The sequence below is a fragment of the Salinisphaera sp. G21_0 genome (assembly GCF_017744115.1).
GTDB lineage: Bacteria > Pseudomonadota > Gammaproteobacteria > Pseudomonadales > Endozoicomonadaceae > Endozoicomonas.
The window spans coordinates 1-21178 of record NZ_JAGHQW010000065.1 but is presented as its reverse complement, the minus strand read 5'-3'; the positions used below and the strand labels follow the sequence as shown (position 1 = coordinate 21178).

At 48.9% G+C, this 21178-nt stretch carries 7 protein-coding genes; all 7 read right to left on the bottom strand.

Features of this window, described 5'->3' with window-relative positions; all coding sequences use genetic code 11:
• Window positions 1-11: 11 nt before the first annotated feature.
• Window positions 12-6311, bottom strand: coding sequence for a transglutaminase-like domain-containing protein (locus J7439_RS21875; RefSeq protein WP_209204119.1), 6300 nt, complete (start codon window positions 6309-6311; stop codon window positions 12-14).
• An 81-nt stretch (window positions 6312-6392) separates the two neighbouring features.
• Complete coding sequence (locus J7439_RS21870; protein ID WP_209204118.1) at window positions 6393-8435, bottom strand: WD40 repeat domain-containing protein; 2043 nt, start codon at window positions 8433-8435, stop codon at window positions 6393-6395.
• Between the two features lie 890 nt (window positions 8436-9325).
• On the bottom strand, window positions 9326-9514 hold the full coding sequence (locus J7439_RS27295; RefSeq protein ID WP_353623102.1) for a DUF4116 domain-containing protein: 189 nt from the start codon (window positions 9512-9514) through the stop codon (window positions 9326-9328).
• Between the two features lie 379 nt (window positions 9515-9893).
• Window positions 9894-11948, bottom strand: coding sequence for an ankyrin repeat domain-containing protein (locus J7439_RS21860; RefSeq protein ID WP_209204116.1), 2055 nt, complete (start codon window positions 11946-11948; stop codon window positions 9894-9896).
• A 216-nt stretch (window positions 11949-12164) separates the two neighbouring features.
• Window positions 12165-16754, bottom strand: coding sequence for a DUF4116 domain-containing protein (locus J7439_RS21855; protein WP_209204115.1), 4590 nt, complete (start codon window positions 16752-16754; stop codon window positions 12165-12167).
• A 177-nt stretch (window positions 16755-16931) separates the two neighbouring features.
• On the bottom strand, window positions 16932-19142 hold the full coding sequence (locus J7439_RS21850; RefSeq protein WP_209204114.1) for an ankyrin repeat domain-containing protein: 2211 nt from the start codon (window positions 19140-19142) through the stop codon (window positions 16932-16934).
• 527 nt (window positions 19143-19669) lie between these two features.
• On the bottom strand, window positions 19670-20650 hold the full coding sequence (locus tag J7439_RS21845; protein WP_209204113.1) for a transposase: 981 nt from the start codon (window positions 20648-20650) through the stop codon (window positions 19670-19672).
• Between the last annotated feature and the right edge of the window lie 528 nt (window positions 20651-21178).

The window sequence follows — 21178 nt, the reverse complement described above, 5'->3', positions numbered from 1 at the left end:
GTTATTTGCGGTTAAAGAGTGGTGGCATCAGGCTCATTGATTAAGCGTTTTATTTGATTCAGTGACTCCTGGCAATTCAGAGCGATACCCGGAGAAAAAATCCCACTGCCGATCAGGTTGAAATTTTGCCCTGCCGGACTTTCAAAGATGGTGACCTGGTCACAGAAGTTGCCGACGATTAACACCCGGAATTTTTCCAGGTCTTGGCATATCACTGGGGTATATATTTCAGCAGAGCGTTGATCGCTGATCAGGCGAATTAACTGCCGGTTCTGTTCTGCATGATCGATGTAATCATTAAAGAGCGTGGCAGTCGGATCATAAGGAAGTTCGTCACAAAACAGAGCCCCCGTCTGTCGATTGATGGCCAGTTTGAGGGCATCCATCGCCCTGTTGATCAACAACTGACTGGAAAGCATCAGGGTATTGGTCTCCAGGTAACAGGTTGATTTCTCCGGGAAACAGGGTTCACCACGGATCAGTCGGGCAAGATCCGGTCTGCCCCGGGAGGAATGGCACCAATAAACATCGGTAACAGCCATCTGAGGCAATGTTTCCCAGTCATACAGCAGGGAAAAGTTGTCGGCCTCCGAACTGTCCCTGACATTTTTCAGCCAGGTTCTGTTGATGGACTCTACCCGGAACAGACGCTGCTCCAGTCTTTGCGCCGTACCATCATGATCAAACTTGAACCGGGTCACGGCCTGCAAGCTTTGCACAGGAAGCACGGGAAAGTCATTCGGGCTTTGCAGATACAGTTGCCAGGCAAATTCCGACCACTGACAGAAGCAGTGCTGTTTTGGCGATTGATAATCTTTTGACCTGATGAGCATACAGTGGCTCCAGTCAATAATGGCTTTCTTTTCCGGAGGAGCAAGGGTACCAAAATGGTCAATGGCGTGTCTGGCTGCCAGCAGATACTGTTCCGGTGCCAGACTGTAGGCAATATCAAATGCTGTGATACGTTTTCTGCCTACTGACGACGAATAGTAACGTTGGGCTGATAAGCGCCTGTTCATGGGGATCGGGCGAAATTTTTTCCGGAACTCTTCCAGAACGGCATCTTTGACAAGGCTATTGGCCTCTTGAGGCAGTGCGAATTTAGAACATTGCCATTGCTGGCACAGGGAGATGACCAGTGACAGGATACGGTTCCAGCCGGAGGCATGACTGCCTGTAACTTTTCCGACAGGTGAGTTGACTGGCGGCACCGGCACTGATAAGTAAATACCTTCCCATTTCGGCTCAGGTAAGTATGTGACAATGCTTTCGATGCCCCATAAATCGCAAAGTCGCCACCCATTGCAGGATCTGACCTCAACAAAATCATGTGATTCCGATTTTACTATCCGGGCTTCGATACCCCAGTAAAGACAGAGTAATTGAAACAGAAATGCGCGGTGGCGACAGCTGCCCTGCTGCTCCTGCAACAATCGCTTGACCAGGCTGATGCCGGTTTCGGCAAAGCTATGTTCGTAAGAAAACGCTCTGAACCAATCGATCAGTGCCAGCAGCCGTTCGGACAGATTCCTTATCTGCCCTATTTCCCGCAACTTCCGATAGCCCGGAAAGTGCGTTGGTTGCTGGATGAAAACCTCCTGATCCAGATGTACTTTGATCAGGGATGGGCATTGCCGGGGTTGCGTTTCGATGGAATCGGCCGACGTTAACGGCTTAAAGTACTTCGGATCGGGTTTGATAATAAAGCCCACAGCCACCGGTTCGGTTAACCGGGAACGGATAAAGTACTGGCCAATCTGGTTGTCCTGTGCCAGCTCCAGCGGTGCCTCTGCCGGGATGGTGTGCAGACCGGTTAAACGGTCTGCGGCCGTCAGTGATGGCAATGGCTGCCATTCGCTGCCCGGTTTCAGTATCAGGCGTCCGGTGGTTTCACCCTTTTTCAGATGACTGCGCCCAGCTAACATGGGCAAAAGAAAACTCTGATCGACAGGACGCTCTGGCAACGGGCTTCGCACTAAATTCTGGTCAGTGGTCACACTGACTGTGAACAGTTCCAGTCGATACAGCGCGCTATCCCACTGACCAGGAAAAAACCGGGTTACATAATATTCTTTAGACACTTCAGGGGGAATTCCCAGGCTGAAAGTCTCCGGTGATTCCGAATCTTTGGAAGATTCTTTTTCTGCTGACTGGCCGGGAATACAGGGCCATTCAAATTCAGGCTGGCAGCTGTTCAAATAGGGTCGCCACTCCCGGCGCAGATACTCAGGCAACTGCCCCATAGAGATGCGGGTCAATCGATCGGCGACCTGAAGCAGCTGCGGCAGCGTCAGCTCAAGGGGAAGGCATTGCTGCCGGAGATTGTCATTAATACCATGGGCGCAAGCGGTCAGCCACCGACTCAGTTCCTCTGATACCCCCATGGCTTGCAGCCTGAGCCGGTAGTCATCCCGGGTATCATGGTGGATATGAACGCCGGTAAATCGACTGGTCAATGACGGCGGGAATGCTGTTCGTCCGGGATAGGTGGGCGGATTAACGGTACCTATCAATTTGAACCCGGCCTTGTGAGGCAGTGGCAGGCGGTCATTAAGAAACTCTTCCAATGCCCCGGAAGGAATAATATTGAGTTCACTGACCACCAGCACCTTACCCAGACGCCAGGCACGGTTAAAAGCCTGCACAAACTGGTTAAACCGGTCTGGTGTCCCATTGAGGTGCTGATAGCCTTTACCGGTTTGCTGTTGCCAGGTGGTCAGGGTCAGCAGTAACAGGGCATCCTTACCCCACCCGGCAGCCCCTTCCACCACCATGGCAACCCTGCCCGGTTCCCTGAGTTGCAGAAATTGCCAGCAGGTTTTTATGTAGTCTCTGGTGGCCGGAGTATTGATGACCAAAGGCTTCGGTCGCTTTTGATTCACCTCTGTCAATTGGCTGAAAAACTGCTGGAAAGCCTGCTGGTGTCGGTCAAGCACCTGATCGTCAGCCTGGCCACCACTGCACCAGTAAGCTCTGAGCGCTTGCCACTCCGATCGCCTGTCCTGATCGATCCGCCCGCCCAGACTTTGCCGGCACGCTTCGGCAGCCAGTGCGAATATTTGTTCATTGCTAACGGGGCAGGCTGTACCAACAGTGAGCATTCTGAACCGGGCCATGATGTCGTTCAGATCCCTTGGTGTCAGCTCATAGTCTGTGGATAATAGTTTTTTATACTCGGCGAGCAGAGACAGGATAGTGGCCGAAGCGGTGGACCTCAGTTCCTTGGGCCAGCCATCCGGCAGACGTGGCTCAATGATGGCTTGTGTCAGGATGGACTGTGGCAGTGGCCGGTAATAGAGGTTCAGAATCCGGCTTTTCAATTCAGGATCCAGATGCCGCCCCGGATAATTCTCTGGATTACCGGTGAGCAAAACCCGGTGTTTCTCTGTTAACCTGATCGTCTGGCCATTGACGCAGAGCCTGGGAGGTGATTCCAGCAGGCCACTCAGTGGCGACAATAGCCCTTGCGGCACCAGGTTGGCTTCATTAATAACCAGCAGGCCCGGTTCACAACTTTTGGCCCAATCCGTTAGCTGGCCCGGGAGCGAATGAGAAGCCAGGTGACCAAACCAGTTTTTCTTCAGGGTCACGGAGCCGTAAAGGTACTCCCATGTGGTGTTTGGTCCCAGAGTCAGCGTTGTCACTGCCTGTTGGCCAAGCTTTGCGCCAATGGCCGCAACCAGCCAATGCTTTGATGCGTGTTGCAGTTTCTGCATTGCCTGCCCGGCAGCCAAGGCCAGACAGGATTTACCGGTGCCCGCCGGACCGGTCAGCTCAATAATTTTATGCTTATCGAGCATGGCAATAAGCTGTTCAAGCCGCCTGGCCTGTTGCTGTTTATGACCATGGCTGGCCTGTAGCCACTCCGTGGCCAGTGATGACAACGAGGTTGTCAGCAGCTGTTCAGGAAAGTAGCGCAGCAGATGCTGCTGTAGCTGCGGGGTTGGCTCAGACGGATGGCACTGGGTAATGGCTGACAGTTGATGGTTCAGAACCATGGCTTGCTGATGCACCGGGAGCCCCCGGTGGTGGCTGTCTCTGGCAAAGGCCAGCAGGGCATCGTAAAGCAGGCGCAGACGATGGCCGTGACAGGGTTGGATGTTGCCACCCAGCACCGACAAATGATGTGCCTTGATGCCCTCTTCAGAGAATATTGATTTGATAATGGCAGCCATTCTCACGATACAGCCGTGGGCAGCACGTTTTTGCATAGTTGCAGGCAGGCAGTCGGCCAGTGCAGGTGCCATATAACGGGCTAACGGCCAGAAATTAGCCAACAGGTCCCGTGGGCGCTGCGGGGCAGGCATGGTTTCCAGGATGGCTGCAATGCCATCACGATCAACCACTGTCATGTGATCCGAAAACCGGGCGCTGATCTGTGCTTTGACAAAACTGTAAATAACATAATCACCGCGCACGGGATGGGCCAGTAACTTATTCAGGGCCTTGCGCCAGTGGAAGAGGTCAAGAGTCTCGGCACGATCCAGACTCTGTTCAATGTGGAGCTGAGTCTCAAGCAGTGCCAGGAATTCAGAAGGTGCCTGAACCGGAATGACCGGATAGCTTTTGTTCGGGCTCAGGGGCAAGAGCTGAATGCTCTCCAGAAGGCGGCTTAATCGCTCCGTAGCCCCGGGATGGCGGGCGATAATGGATTGGGCGGGATCGGCACGGCTGGTTGACTGACTATCCCCGGTATCCTGTTGTTGCCAACGCTGGTGCCAGGAACTCTGGTCCGGTAAATGGTCACCGGGCCAGACAATATGGAGCTGACAATTGGGCAGAGCAATTTTCTGGCCGTAAATCCAGAGATAGGGCTCAGGTGCCAGCAATGACTCCAGGTGCCCTGCCAGGACCGGGACATGTTCCAGCCCGGTCAGCACCACCGGTTCACCCGCAAGCAGTTTGAGCAATAAGGGGGAATGGCTCAGCCGGAAACTCACTTTACCGGAAAGTTTCAGTTTGTTGGTAAACCACAGTTCCTCCCATTGCTGCCCTTTAGCCAGGTGATAGCCGTGGGCGTTGCTGGCAATATTGGCAACATTGCCGGTATACAGCCTGACAGCAGGGTCACCGGAGGGCTTTGGCAAAGCGCCGGTCACCAACTTGGGGGGGACAGGCAGTGATTCCGCCCGTTGTTTCAGGACCCGCCATTGCTGATCGGTCAACTCACCGGTAATGAACAGCTGGTCAAATTCGCTGGTCATCTTCTGAAAGGTATCGGTCTGTTGCAGCGTGTTTTCCTGTGCGGACAGATCACTGAAGATCGCGTCGAAATTATGGGTATTGATAATCCCACAGCTTTTTTCGGGTAACACCGGTGTGCTGTTTACTGCTTGTTTGAATGCCCGGATATTGGCTGTCGGGGTGTGATATTGCTGCAAAACCAGTGATGCTGGCAGCTTCACCCGTTCACCATTGGCGATGAAGTAGCCTTGCTCAAGAATGTCAGACAAACGGTGCCAGAACCGGTTCCTGGCGTCCGGTGGGTCCACCAGGCAGATGGTGACAGGTTCTGGCTGACTGTCGATCATCCCTTTGCGGAAATACTGTTCTCCCTCACTATTGATGGTCAGGTTGCCAAACAGACGGGCAAAGATATCCTGACCAGCACAGTGAATCTGCAAACTCCCGGGCTCTGGCGGCTCGGTGCGAAGGCTTACGGACCGAACAACGGCCTCATGGGTGGGACAAGAGGAATTGAAGGGTGCTGAAGAAGATCCATTCAAGGCGAATATCCGACGCCAGAAATCCGGACCGGGAGCGTCAGACTGGCGTATTAAATGTTCTTTAGCCAGAACAACCCGGCTGACTGTCTTGCTGATGGGCCTGCCATCGAGCCGGGGTGGGTTCTCCAACAGCTCATTCAATGAGGCCAGCTGTGTGGGTCTGAGGTTGTCACAATCAAAAATCAGGGTGATGGGCAACGACTGATAAATAAGCCCGGGATGTTCGGTTTTTCTTCCGGGAACGGGGTAATAGTGCAGCCTTCTTAATGGGTGATGATCCAGGTCGTCCGGATGCCGGATAACAAAAAGAAACCCGGTGCCGGTCTTTTGCCGATAGAAACGGATCAATTCATCCTTCTCGTCTCCGGATTCGAATAAATGAAACGCGTCTCCAACCGGTGGTGCCGATTGCTTCAGGTAGCTGATGCAATCGGTGATGGGCGTGACGTTACGGATTTCACTGAACTGTGGAAGATTGTCTGTAGAATTTGCCACCCTTTTTTGAGCAAATACAACAGAATGATCACTGGCTGGCGAATGGTAATTTTGCCCATAACCCGCAGCGCCGGGATGAATAGTAAACATATAAATAGTCGGTTTTTTTTATGTTAATAATTCCGGCCAATCCACTACATTTGATGCTGTAGACTGGGAAAAGTTCCTCCCTCACCTGGTATTACTCTGAGGGTGTGTCTTCCAGATGCTGGCACTTCTGTCGTCATCACAGGTAAAGAGCACTCGTCCAGAGGGGCTGAAACTGCCTGTAGAGAGTTTGGTGCCAGTGTTTCCAACTGCTTTTTCGCGCCAATGGCCATTGCTGTCGTAGCCGTGGATTTTAAAGTCTCCGTCCTCGTCCCGGGCCAATATCTGGAGCATTGCGTGGCTGTGGACAGTATCGTCGCTGTCTACTTCATTGACAGCATGGTCAATAACGCCTCTCTCGGTCCATAAGCCGTTATCATCACACCCCCAAAGGATGATCGTTGTCGAAAAACGAAATTTCCAGCATAGCCGAAGCATCTGCTCCGTAGCGCTGAATATGGCTTTATGGACACTGAAATAATTGTTGGCAGTTGCAGGGCGGTAGATCCTGGCTTTGACCATCGAATTACCCTCACTGTCAAAACTCCAGATCATGGCTATTAGTCCTTCACCGCCATCATGTGTGGTCAGAACATAGCGCCCTGATGGGCTGATGCTGGCATGATAAATTTTCTCTTTTGACTGGATTTTTTTAAATTGGCAACGGGCTTCATTGCTAACATGCACGACATGAACATTGTTCTGACCGTCCTTCTTACGCTCGTTGATCATAATACAATTGGATGCCGGGTCATCGCTGAAGCAGACTTGCAGATCAGCATCACCATAATAACCTTTTTCTTTGATTATCCATTGGTCCCGACTGTTGTTATAACTCAGGATTTGAACAAGGCCATTTTTATGATTGGCGGTCAGCAAGATGTTTTCTGATGCACTGAATGCCGTATACACAGATAACGGCTGGCCATGAATTACGTTCTTTTCAACATAGATGCCTTTGTCGTTCAAACTCCAGAGTATGATTTTCTGGTCATTAGTGTGGATCATTAGATGCCGTGCTGACTTACTGAAGTTGACCTTAAATCCTCTGGGGTAGTTAAGGGATCCCACCTCTTGCCAATGGTCACCCACACGGCCAATGATTTTCAGAGTGTTTTCGTCTGAATACACAGTCTCGGTGAAGATAGCAGCATGATCTCCAGCCTCACTGAAGGCAGCACGCACTTTCTGCTTGTTGTTGCAGTTTGGATATAAATATTGGCATCTGACTTTGCCGTTGTAGTCAATGCCAAACATTGTGCCACCACTTTTGGAAGTGACCAGAATGTCATTGCCAGAAGGGCTGAATTGAAACGACAAATCCTTAACCCCACGGATCCTGGATTCTTGTACCCAGCCGCGATCAACCTGATAAACGCAAAGCATGAATGTATCATGGTCGTCATCGTCACTACTGGCGATCGCCAGTGCCCGCTCCGTGGGTGAAAATTGAACATTCTTAATACTGTCTAAATTATTTATCTCTGCTTGTTTTACCCAGCTGGCCCCATCCTCAAAGCCCCAGACTTTGCAGAATCCTTTTGCCGCAGCCAACGCATAGCGCCCGGAAGTGCTGAAGATGGCGGTAATTGCTTCTTCGCTCTTAAGTACGACCTCCTCCCGCCAGTCATCCCTGTCATCACAACTCAAGCAATGGACTTCCTTGACGCTCCAGAGAAAAGCATGACGCTCCGAGGGGCTGATAATAGGCTTATTGATCCAACTATTAAGGTGAATAACCCGTTTTCGCTCAAGTTCATAAACGGGACACTCGATCATCTTTTGTATCTCCCCGGAGAACACCTTTGGACGGGTGGTGGGTTGTTTGTTCTGCTTTGTTTGAGCTTCATCAGGGCTGGCATACAGGCGTTTAAAAGGAGAATTTGCCTTAATGTCTCGGGAGGTAACCACCGGGTTGAGCTGTCCAAACGCTTTTTGCAACGCCAAAATCTCGCCACAGCTCAGATGAGTAGAAATATCACCGAGTTTGTTCAAAGGTATCCCGGTAAAATGCCGCAAATTAGCGGAAGCTGCAGAGTTAGCCGGATCTGCGTTTTGATTCATTCCATTATCTTGAGGAGGCAGTAAACTTGCTGTTATTTCCTGTTTACCAGAACAAAAATTCATTCTTTTGATATCCTTAAATTTTCATGGAAAAAGTGATTGTTATTTGAAATGACTGCAACTATTCATATTGTGATCTGATCCGTTATTGGGGATTTTCTAAAAGACTGCTTAACGAAGAAACAACAGACATGCGTCACTGCAATTTATTGGACTTTAGTATTGATAAAAAGTTCATAGTAAATAAATTTATTTAATGGAATCTTTTCAGGAATTAGCAGTCTAATATTTTTTGTAAATAATAATATCAATTTCCGCTCTGGCAGGACTCTAGAGGTTAATATGAACGTTTTTGGGAATTTCGAAAAAGGATATTTTTTTACGGCTGTCCGGAATGCGGCAGAAAAGGTTATCAATTCTGATCCGTGTCAGGGGTGCTATAAGTATTCACGGTCTGTGAAAGCGTGCCTGCCGGAGGTATGCTGCCCAAAACCGTCGGAAAACTCCCCATTAGTCACTCAGCCGCTACTTGGGCGAGAGAATGTGACTGAGCAACCAAAGGAAGTGGTTATTGTTGAGACTGAGGGAGGCTATCTCGGCGCATCATCGAATGAAGTGGATTCGGGGCCACATTCTATTCTGGCGTTTTCTTTTCCTTATGAATCTTTTGATCCATATTCAGAATCATCGTCTGCGTCACAGCATGACTCATCGCTTGAGCCACCGCCGCCTTTGCCGCCATTTTCGTCCCTGCTACGCTATTTCAAGTTGCCGTGTAGCTGAAAACCGGGTTATACCAATTCCGCATTCTAAATATTATGGTGGTATCAATCAATTTTTTGTTGAATACACTTCACAACAAAAGGTCCGATATTATCAATTGCTGCCTCAATGATTTCAGGTTTGCTTTGTAATGAGGGGCCAACGTATCAAAGCGCTTTTTAGGGTAGACATTAAGCGCCTACTCCTCTCTTCGACAAGTTAAAGATGGAACCCCAATGAAAATGGAGGGATAAGCTTAATGTCCAACCTAAGAGAAGGGCTTTACCATTGTTCTGCAAGGCGATGTTGACCAGCTCTTTATTGGCTGGCAGTTCCAGGCTGGCATACACAAGTGCCATACCATTTTGTTGAACTGCCAGACGGACAGTACCCTCATGGGCACGCAGCGTTTCACTGGCAAGCGATATGCCAGGATAGCTAATCCTGCGCTCTTCATCAGGTTCAGGAACATCCCTTTCCCCCCAACCGTTCCCGGTTTGGAATAGCCGGGGACTGAATGGTCAGCGTACCCAATGAAATTAAGCTACTCGGTAGCTTCGATATTGCTTTTAATTCGATATTAAAGAGAAACTTCGAAGAAATAAGCTTCAATAATTAACCAGTTGCTTTTGTATGAGTCAGTAACAAGACGGTCAGTTGTAGTAACACTGTTGTTATTTGGAAAATGGTGCTTCCGGCTTAAACTTTAACCGTTCAGTTATACTCTATACACTTGGGAATGATGACGTCTCAGTGCTTTCATTCAGGCTTGAAAAACAACCCTGTCACTTTATGCGCTAACCCGCTGAGGGTGCTTTTCAGGGCGGCTACTTTTGCTGCCCTCTCTTCGGCTGCTTTGGCTTTCATCACATCGGCTCCTCGCACATCAGCATTATGTTCTACCATATACATACAAGCATTCGCTTTTACTTTCCGGCCAACCTTTTCCAAGGGAAGCCCACAAAAATATTCATACTTACTGCAATGATCAAAAGCTGTCATCTTTTTTTCATCCAGAATATTGAAATCAGCCCCTCGCATCAGCAGCTCTCGAATCATATCTATACTGCCTTGACTCGCTGCAATGTGGAGCGCTGTTGCTCCGTAATTATTCTGGGCATTGATTTCCACTTTTCCGTTTTCAATCAGATCGGCAAGGATAGCCAGTCGAACTGTCCAATCTTCCTGATAGTCCCAGTCGGGGGCCGACACGGCATAATGGAGAGCAGTACTCCCCTCTATATTTCGTAAATTGGCCTTAGCGCTCCTGTCCAGCAGCTCTCTCACTATATCTTTCTGGTCCATTAAAGCCGCGTAGTGGAGGGGGGTGTATTGGCTTTTTTCATTTTTCCATGCATCGATGTCAGCCCCACGAAGTATTAAAGAGTCAACCATCTCCCATTGCCTGTTTTGTATGGCATACGCAATCGTCCTGCCACCTGCAGAATCACATGGGGCTCTAACATCAAATTTGGCATTGTCCAGAATCTCCAGTATTTTTGCTGTGAAGTGGTGGCCATTGCGCTTGGCGAGGTCCAGAACCATCTTGCCACGGTTAGTTTTGGCGTACATGTTGGCCTCCTTTTCAATCAATTGGCTAAAGGCCTCCAACTTGCCATTCATAGCCGCAAAGTGGAGAGGCGCATAGCCGCCTCCATTTTGGGCGTCAACATCGGCCCGGTGTTGAACCAAGGTATTAATGGCATACTCGAGGGCATCCTGATGTTCAAGGCTGTTGACTAAGATGCTGAGGGGAGTTGACCTACCGATGTCCCGATGGTCGACGTCATCCTGAAGGTTAATCAGGGTATCCATGAAATACTGAAAGGTCTTCAGCTGACCATCGGCACAAGTCAGCAGGTAGAGTGGTGTCCTTTCATCGTTGTCCAGGGCGTTGGCATTTGCGTGATGCTGAAGCAGCTTATCCAGGATGTCCCGTTGGCCAGATTGAGCCACAAGGTGAAGAGCTGTCCTTCCTTCATCTTTGGTCTTAGCGTTGATGTCTGCCTTATACTTCATCAGCATGTCAATTATTTCCGGCTTACCCAGACGAACCGCAAGGTGGAGTGCTGTTTCATGTTTGTTGATCCGGTCGTTAGGATCGGCACCATTGGCTAATAAATACTCCACCAGCCCCCAGTTTTTTTCCCTGGCCGCATGAGCAAGCATGGTTCCTGCCCCGTTACCACCACAATCGGCATGAATGTCGAATCCGGCTTTTACCATACAGGGGATCAGGGGCGTAATATTGGTGCCATATTGGAATGCACACTCCATTACTGTCCTGCCATAATCATCTTTGAGGTTAACGTCAGCCTTGGCCTCGTTAACAAGCAGTTCAATGATTCTCTGATTGCCATGTATAGCGGCAAGATGGAGAGCGGTTTTCTTGCCACTGAGTTTGGTTTTGGCGTTGACATTTGCCCCTTGTGCAATCAGGGCAAGGATGTCGTCATTGGTCAGATCCTCCGGATTCTCGGTGTTGGTGATTGCCCTGTGAAGCTCCATGGTCACCCTTTTTATTTCGGATTTTTTAATATGGACGGTATGCTCATGATCTTTCACCCCGTCATTCGTGGATTTTTTGGGGCAAAGGGACTCGGTTTTAATCTCAACTTCACGATTACAGACAAGCGTTTGCCGAGGCAGATTTTGAGATGGATCAATTTGTGGTGTGTGACCAGGTTGTTTAGAGGGAGCAAGGGAAACTGTTGAACCGCCAGTTGCAGGCCGATTAGAGGCAACGCAGTTTTCTTCATTGTCGAATTGCTGATAAACCGGTCTTGCAGAACTGAATGCTTTGACAGTGTTCATATTGATAATTCCTGTTTGAAAATGCGTTAATTCATTTCAGTGCTATAGCGCTACGTTATTATTGGCTGTTATTGGTTGACCGAGGCTATCCAGGCTGCGAGTTACCAAATTGAATCATTGGACAAAAAACAAGATAAAAGTTGCACTGAACAAAGTATTTTTTACGCCAGTTAAATAACTGAAGTATTGGACAACTGACTTTTACCAGTTATGCGCTTATGGACAACACTCTATGAGGGATGGGTCGTGATTGCCAGAGGCACACGGGCCATTATGAAAATGTTGATAGTACCTTAGCGCAACAGGCCCGACATGGTTCATCGCTGCCGTAATGATCTCGGGTTTGCCTTGTAATAAACGGTCAACGTACTGCAAAGTAACACCATTGTACTGCAAGGCGATGTTGGCCAGCTCCGGGTCATTGCGGCAATGGTCACTGGCAAACTGAAGCGCCAACGGATTTTGGTGCAGGGCAAGTTTGACCACCTCCGGGCAATCCTGAAGCAGGTCACTGGCAAACTCCAGCGCCATGCCGTCATTTTTCACCGCCAGTTTGACCAGCGCTTTATTGTCTCGCAGTTCCGGGCTGGCATGCTCAAGCGCCATACCATCGTGTTGAACTGCCAGCCGGACAGTTGGCTCGTGCCTGCGTAGCCTGCAACTGGCATACTTGAGAATGCTACCGTGACCTTGCACAGCCAGTTGCACCAACTCTTCATCGTCTCTCCATTTTAGATTGGCGAGTGTTTTAAAGAGCAAGGGGTCTTTTGATAAGACAATGGTCAATAGTTCCTTATCTCCACACCGCTCTTTATCAAGATAAGGATGATGATGACTGACAGCCAGCCAAACGTAGTACGGATGATGTTTTAATTGTTTATCAGCATACTGTAGCGCCCTGGCGTTATTTTTCAGCGCCGCTTTAACAATTGTTCGATCAGCTTTTAACCGTTCACTGGCGTATAGCAGAGCAACCCCACAATTTTTGACAGCGGCCAATACGATGTCTTCATCATCCTTAAGCCCTTCACTGGCAAATTTCAGAACGCTACCATCGATCCCGACAGCTTTTTTGACCACTTCTTTATCTGCCTGAAGTTCAGGTCCGGCATATTTTAATGATAAGGGTTCTGAGCCAACCGCCGTGAATACTACTTCTCGATCATTATTCAATTCCGGAAAACATCTTAGCTCACCGCTTATTCCGGGGTTTGCCAGTGCTTTTAAGGCAAGTTTCCGATAAAGATGACGGTTGTTAAGCAGGTTTTTCCTGAAATTGTGGTGAAATAATAGATAGGAATCATCTTTCTCATTGCACTTCAGCGCCAACAGAAGAAGCTCTTTATAGAATTCAGGATGTTGTTCCAGATACTCAGTTGCCGCATTACAGGAAAGAGCCTGTGATGTGTTTTCAACTGCTGTGGTTAACAAGCATCGGAAAAGTTCAGGATTTGATAATAGCTCTGGCCCTATAAGGGCAATTGTGGTTTCCGGGTCCTTTGTATTTGCCAGGGCATAAGACATAATTTCAATATCGTTTTTAAAGGATTCCGGCACATCGACAATAGCGCCAGGGTGGCTTTTGATGGCGGTAAAAACCATTGCCCGCTGATTGCGTAGTTCAGGAGCAAGGTATTTCAGGATATGGCCATTTTGCGACACCAGACGCATGGCCGTTGTCTCGTCAGCTAACCAGTTAACGTATTTGTTCACCAGGGGGCTGGCTTTGGCTGGATCAGAAAGTAGCCAATGCCAGAGTATTTTCTGACTGTGCGTATCGAGTTGATCGTTCAACGCTTCTTCAATACAGTTGATGGGAGCCTGAGAAAAGATCAGCGCCGTTTCAACCAGGTGACGGATCGCCCTGTCCCGGGTGCAGTGGCTCATCAGTGATTTTGTGCGAGAGTAAGCGGAGCACCAGTAGATATGCTCCAGGGCTAATCGATTGGTTGCAGCGAAAGCGGGATTATTCAGCCTTTCCCTGATTGTGGCCATATTCCAGTTTGTCTGACTTTCGTCCAGATGTAATGGCCCCAACAAAAAATCCATATTGAACAGGATGTGCAACACACTCAGAATGTCCACAAACATGTGCTGCAAATCTTTTTTGTCAGGAAGATGGGTGAGTTCAAAGAGGGTCTGGCCTGTCTGTTCATTGAAATGAATGTCCGGTGCATTGAAACCGCTATTTTTCCAATAGTGAGACAGCGTTTGCGCCAAAAACCACAGTCGCTTGAACTTTCCGCTCAGGGTTTCTTTCAATGAATTGGCCAGCGCCTCAGAGTAACACATCCGAAAAGTCCGTTGTTTACCACCGTCGGCTTGTTCCAACAGGTCGATGGTGCACGCATGTTGCTCAAGCTGAATCGACAACCGGGTACAATCTGGCATATTGAGAGCGGTCACTCTTTCGGCCCGTAATTGCCTGAGTGCCTCACGGCAAGTGTCATCGAATAATGGTTCTTCCTGAGACGTTGAGAAATCAACAATATCGATACTTCCAAAGATAGGCCTCCTTATTGTGCTTACTTCACCCTGCCCTGAAGCGGTGGCCACGGGCCAGAGCCTGGTGAGAAAACATTTGTGCAACCATAGAATCAGTTCATGAACGCTCTCGATGTTGTGCACCTGATGAACAGACTCAAGCCGTTGCAGGTGGTCTTTTAATAACTGGCAATGGGCCAGCCATTGTTGAAAATCCGAACCTGAGGCCGGTAACTCCCTGCCAGGCAGAAATGGCCTTGTGACCTGGGCAAGGGTTTGTTTAACCTTTGTTTGCACCAGCGCCAGTTGTTCGCGAAGCTGTGTTAACTCCTCATGGTATTGCTGCTCAAGATCAGGATCGGCGGCTGCTCCCAGCATTAAAAACCGTTCGTAGCCAGAGAGGAAAGCCGCAATCTCTTGCATAAAGTTGTCGATCTCCTGAACACATCCCTGCAAAATCTCTTGTCGCCCGGGGTGCATGCTCAGCTGGACAGCGCCGGTTTTGGACAGGCATAAATGAACCAGTCGCTCAGTCCCGAGAAAATCCAGAAGCCTGGTGTTTTGCTCACACAGCCATGAGAACAAACGTGCTACCGACGGCTCTTTTTCCGGCTCCGCAGGCTGGTATGCCTGCTGGGCAGCCTGCGCGGTTTGATAATCAGGGGTGGCCGATTCGCCACTGAAATTCAACAACTCCTGTTCCCGATCACCCGGCAATAAAAAACCGCCGGACTCTTTCTGAAACTTCCCACACACCAGCGTTACCCATTCCTGCGCATCATTATCGGGCCACCATTGCGGCTGCTTCACCCCGACACAGGGTATGCCTGCCTGCCTCAGGCCGATGGATATGTGGTCGTTATTTGCCCATATTCTGAAGACAATCCCCTTTATTTTTTTCAGAACCTCAGGGGCCAGTAACCAGTCACCGCCATGATCACAAAAAAGGATGACGTTGTCCGGCAGACTGCTCCCGTTGACCGGACCGCTGATGGCCAGCGCCAGCCCTGAGCCACAACCATCGCTGATTACGGAGCCCTGATCCAGATACCGGGGGGGAGATGCCATGGAAAAATGGCTGCCGCCGGGCAGGCAGGTAATCGGGCGTCCCTGCAAAAAAAGGACCTGGCCATCCGGATCAATGGCAAATTCAAAATCCACAGGGCACAACAACGCGTCTTCCAGCGTCTTCCCCCCCTCAACCAGGCGGCTCAGTTGGTCTTTGCCAATAAACTCAGCCGTGGCAGCAGCAGGTTCAAATTTGACCCACTCTTCCTCATAGCCCCCCTGTTCATTGGCGCGCAAAATGAATCCATACTCAGGATTGCCGGGGCTAAAGGTGGCCTCCCATTGCTCGCCGTTGCGCTTAATCTCATAACCATGGGGAGTGATACCGTGTTGACCGGATACCACCGTCCTGGGCTGCCCCGGCCCACACTCGATCACCAGCCTGCGGTCATCAATGCGGCAATAACTCATGCCGACCCCGCCAACGAGACATTGAATGCACTGTTGCAGGATAATTGCCATCCCCTGCGGGGCGGTTGGGGAAAAAACCGCGGGACGGTAAGCAGAAGCGAGCACTTTAAGACAGGTTGCCACGATATCCGCCTGGTTATGCACCAGGGATTGGTACTTGCCGGCCTGGGCGTTACCAAAGGCGTCCTCAGCCACGCCGGAGCTGCGCACGATGATCGGGCTGTCGGACTTAGCCAGGTCGGTGCGTAAATCTTTATGAATAGTGCGTATTTTGTTAGCAATGGGTAGAGCGCTTATTTGCTGATAAAAATCCGGGCCTGCAATAAACGAAGAGAGCGCACCGAGCCAGCGCTGTTGTCTTGTTGTTGGATTGCCTGATGGGTTACCTGCTGGTGCCATTTGGGTAATCCACTGTCTTATATTCACCAGAGTGGCCGTTGCATGGGGAAACTCATGGCCATCATCCAGCGTGGCCAGCAATGGGCTGGCATCGAATGTAAGCGCCTCAAGATTCTGCACGATCCTTGTATCAATGCAGCGAAATGGCGGGACCGTTAATCCTGCGCTCTTCATCAGGGTCAGGAACATCCCTTTTCCACCCAACCGTTCCCGGTCTGGAATAGCCGAGGGCTGAACGGTTAGCTGCGGATCGCTACAGCGCCTGATTTTTAATGGCGGTGCAAACGTTTCAGTGATCTTGTGGTCGGCACTGCCAGGAGGAGTAAACGTGGAATCAATCCCGGAAGTTTCACACTTTCGATTTGAAGATAAAGCGTGAGTTTTTAAAGCGCCTGATACCGGAATTACACCATTGGCGATGTCAGCTCCCTCTGCACCAGGCAAACAGGTGGGACCAGAGCCTGTGAAAGAGTGGCTAATAATATCTGACTGTGCATTAAGCATGACAACAACCGCTGTTAACTATTTTTTTTAAACATGATATTTAGAAGCCTCCTGCAAACGAACGGCTTAAACTTAGACCGTTCAGATATAATCTATACCCCTGAAAATAAGGGTTTCTCAGCGGTTTCGTTCAGACTTGAAAAAATCTCTCACTTTATGCGCTAACCCGATTGCAGTGTGTTTCTGGTCGGCTGCTTCTGCTTTCCTCAAATCGACTCCTCGCACATCAGCCTTATATTCTGACATTAACAGACAGACTCTCTCTCTTCTGCTTCGACTAACCATCCTATTGCAGTAGTCATAAGCTGTCATATTGTCTTCATCCAGAATATTGAAATCAGCCCCTCGCTTCAGCAGTTCCCGAATCATTTCTAAATAGCCTTGACTCGCTGCAATGTGGAGTGCTGTTATTCCACGTTCATCCCGGGCATTGATGTCCACTTTTTTGCTCTCAATCAGTTCGATAAGGATGCTTTGTCGATGTGCCAGATTTTCCGAAGTGGGCAAATCTGCAAAACCTCTGTCCATCACGGCATAATGGATAGCTGAAAGCCCACGTATACTTGGTAAACCGGGGTTAGCATTTCTCTTTAGCAGCTCACTCACAGTATCTTTTCGGTCCTTTAAAGCCGCGTCGTGAAGGGAAGTAATCCGGGTTGCTTCATGTTTCCATGCATCGATGTCAGCCCCATCTGATATTAAAGCGTCGACCAGTTTCCATTGCCTGTTTTGTACGGCACAAACAAGCATCGTTGCACCTTCAGAGGTGCAGGGTGCATGAACATCAAATTTGGCATTGTAAAGGCTCTCCAGCATTTTGGCTGTGTTTTGGCCATTGGACCTGGCGACGTCCAGAACCATCAGGCCAGTGTTGGTCCTGACGCTCATGTTGGCCCCTTTCACAAGCAGGTGGTTAAAAACGTCCAGCTTGCTATGGGCAGCAGCAAAGTGGAGTGGCGTAAGCCCGCGTGAATCACTGGCGTTAACATCAGCCCCGTGCAGAACCAAGGTATCAATAACATGCTTAATGGCTTTCTGATTGCTAAGGCTCTTTACTAAAAAGTTGAGGGGGGTTCTCCCATCGCTGTCCTGATGATTGATGTCAGCCTGTTTTTTAATCAATGCGCTCATGAAATATTTAATGGTATCCAGCTGACCATTGGTGCAGGTGAGCAGGTAGAGTGGCGTCCAACCATTGTTATCCCGGGCGTTGACGTCGACGTTAAGCTGAAGCAATTTATCCAGGATGGCCTGCTGACCTGATGCAGCCACAAGGTGAAGAAGCATCCTCCCCTTATTATCTCTGGCGTTGATGTCTGCCCCATAATTCATCAACTGGTCAATGATATCTGGCTGATCCTGACGAGCTGCATCGTGAAGAACTGTTTTCCCCTTATTATCTCTGGCGCTGATGTCTGCCCCATGATCTATCAACTGTTCAATGATTTCTGGTCGCCCCAGACGAGCTGCAAAGTGAAGAACCGACTTCCCCTTATGATGATTCCTGACGTTGATGTTTGCCCCATGGTTCATCAACATCTTAATGATATCTGGCCGACCCTGAAGAACTGCAAGGTGGAGTGCCGTTCCCTTGATATTAATCTCAGTGTTCACCTTGGCACCTTTATCCAATAAAAATTCAACCAGCTCCCAGCAACCCTCCCTGGCCGCATGAGCAAGCATCGTTGAACCGGAATTATCACACATCGCATCAATTTTAAGCCCGGCATTTACCATACAGCGGATCAGGGGCGTAATGGGTCCATTCTTGTGAGCACACCGTATAGCTGTCCAGCCATAAGAAGTTTTGGCGTTAACGTCAGCACCCTTGTTAACAAGCAGTTCAATTATTCTTTTACTGCCACGTAAAGCGGCTATATGGAGAGCTGTCTCTTCGCCATAGTTTTTGGTTTTCGCATTGATTTTAGCCCCTCTTTCAATCAGTGCGAGGATATCATCATTGGTCAGCTCCTCCAGATTCTTAGTGAAGGTGAGTGCATTGTGGAGGTCTTTAGTAGCTTGTTTAATGTCTGCTTTTGTTTTTTTTCCGGTTTGGCCATGAGCTTTCGTCCCGGCTTTCGTGACGGACTTGTTTGGCCAAAGAGGCTCAGTTTCCGGCTCAATCGCACGATTACCAACAGGGGTTTGGCAGGTCAGACCTTGAGATGGATCAATAGACGACGAGTGAGTACGGTGTGCAAAGGGAGCCAGGGAAACTGATGAACTGCTGGTTTTCGGCTCGGTAGAAGCATTGCAGACGTCTTCATGGGGCAATTGCTGATAACCCCTGCTTACAGGTCTGGGTGTGAAAATTTTCAAAATGTTCATATTGATAATTCCTGTTTAAAACTGCTTTGCTTCAGTTTCGTACTCCAGTACTTCACTGTTGTTCGCCACTCTAAAAAGTCTTTTTATTAGTTGAACTTTTGATTAGATTCGCCAAAAAGAAGAATTTAAAAGATCCATAAACCCTGTTTCGTTAGACAAAAAAAATGATAAAAGTTGCATAAAAGATATAAAGAAAGATAAAAAGAAAGATAAAAAGAAAGATAAAAAGGACACCCATTTTTGGAAGATATTTGGAAGATAAAAAGGACACCCATTTTTGAGATAAAAAGTGAGATAAAAAGAGAAGGATAAAAAGGACATCCATTTTTTAAAAAGTGAAAAGAATATTTCATCTATCGATTTTTAAAAATGTTTGCATTGATCGTTCTAAAAAGTCCTCATTCATACCAAGCAGGAAGAGGACAAAAAGTGCTCAGCAACAGCCAGTTAGAAGATACTATCGAGACAATATAAGAAAGAGTTCTCAGAAAACTCTGGCCACATTAAAGTAAATGAAAATGTGTTGATCAGGCAGGATAGAGATTACCGCTCACAGACATCCCATGGACCCAGCATTTTCCGGTGCTTTCTGCATAAGCCTTCAGTGAAGCCAGCTTGCCGACTGCGCGGTGAAAACGATTATGCCTGCGCATAGTCTCCAGCCATTCATTTGAGTCAATACCCAAGGACTCCAGGATAGGTGGTACATCGTCAGTTATACGACCACGCTTGCCTTTGCGGATAGTTCGGCCAGACCAGTCAACCAGTTCAAAGTAGCTACTGAGTGGGTATGGAATCGCCTGTTCAGGGTTTTGGCCCTGAGCTTTTAACGGTTTCAAGTGTGACTTTTGTTTTTTTCCGTTTGCACTGTCGTATGACTCAATGCGCTCTTTAATAGAGGTATGTTCTGAGGTTTCCAGCGTTGCGGCAATTTTTGCCCGGATGGGGTTTAAGTCGACATAGGTCATGCAAGTCAGCAATGCGGCCTCATCTAGCAGGGCCTGACTTTTGTAACGACCTTCCCAAAAGCGCCCTTTGCACTCATCCTCTTTATTGGCCAGCCGGGCTAAGTATTCGTTGAGACAGCGCATGAACCAGCTGATATCCATTAAACGACTGCGGTACTCCTGGGCATATTCTTCGACACGCAGCAGCTCTGCTTTGCCCAGCTGATCGCCGACAAGATAACGCTGAACCAGGTGCGGGCCTGAAAAAAGCTGCGTCCAGCGTTGTAAGACTTCTTTGGTGTCCCATTTTTTGGCTTGCTGACTATTGATATGGAGCACCACATGATAATGATTCGACATAACCGCATAAGCACAGACTTCCAGAGCAAAAATACCAGAAAGTGCTTTCAACCGATCAACCACCCACTGCCTGCGATGCTCATAGTTTTTGCCTGAAAAATTGTCTTTGCCGCATAGGAAAGCCCTGCGAACACAGCGTGCCATGCAGTGGTAGTAGGGCGTACTGGCTGGATCTATGAGGTTTTTTCGGGCAGTTGTCATGTCATTTTTATTGGTTACTGGGTATATGGTTACTGGGTATATGTCCGTAATGCCCTTGAGAGGCTTCAGAAGTAAAATAGACGGTGTGGCCGATTAGTCAAATTTTAGGTGTCCTTTATTTCTTGCCAAAATATACTCAAAAGGTTCAAGATACTGCTCCCACCGTTCACTGAGTTTTGCAGGAAGACGATCCAAAGTACTGGCCGACGGCTTCATATTTCCCAGCAACTCAAGAAGGCTTGAAACTTCGGTTGGTGGCAACTGAGCCACCATCCACGCCGCTTGCTTTGCCGCCCTGGGTAACCAGAACCCTTCAACAATCCCTGCCCGGAGTTCCAGGGGGACTATACATTTGCTTCCTGAGCCGGATCGATACCGGTGTTTGTCAACATAGTTGTCGTCTCAACTCACACAGCTTGCCTTAGCTGTCCGGCAACTGACCGGTCTGGATTCAGCCAGACTTCATCTTCCAGGTCCCAGTTACGGGTTGCCCTTTTACCCCAACGCTCCGGGTGGCGCTGCTTAGCC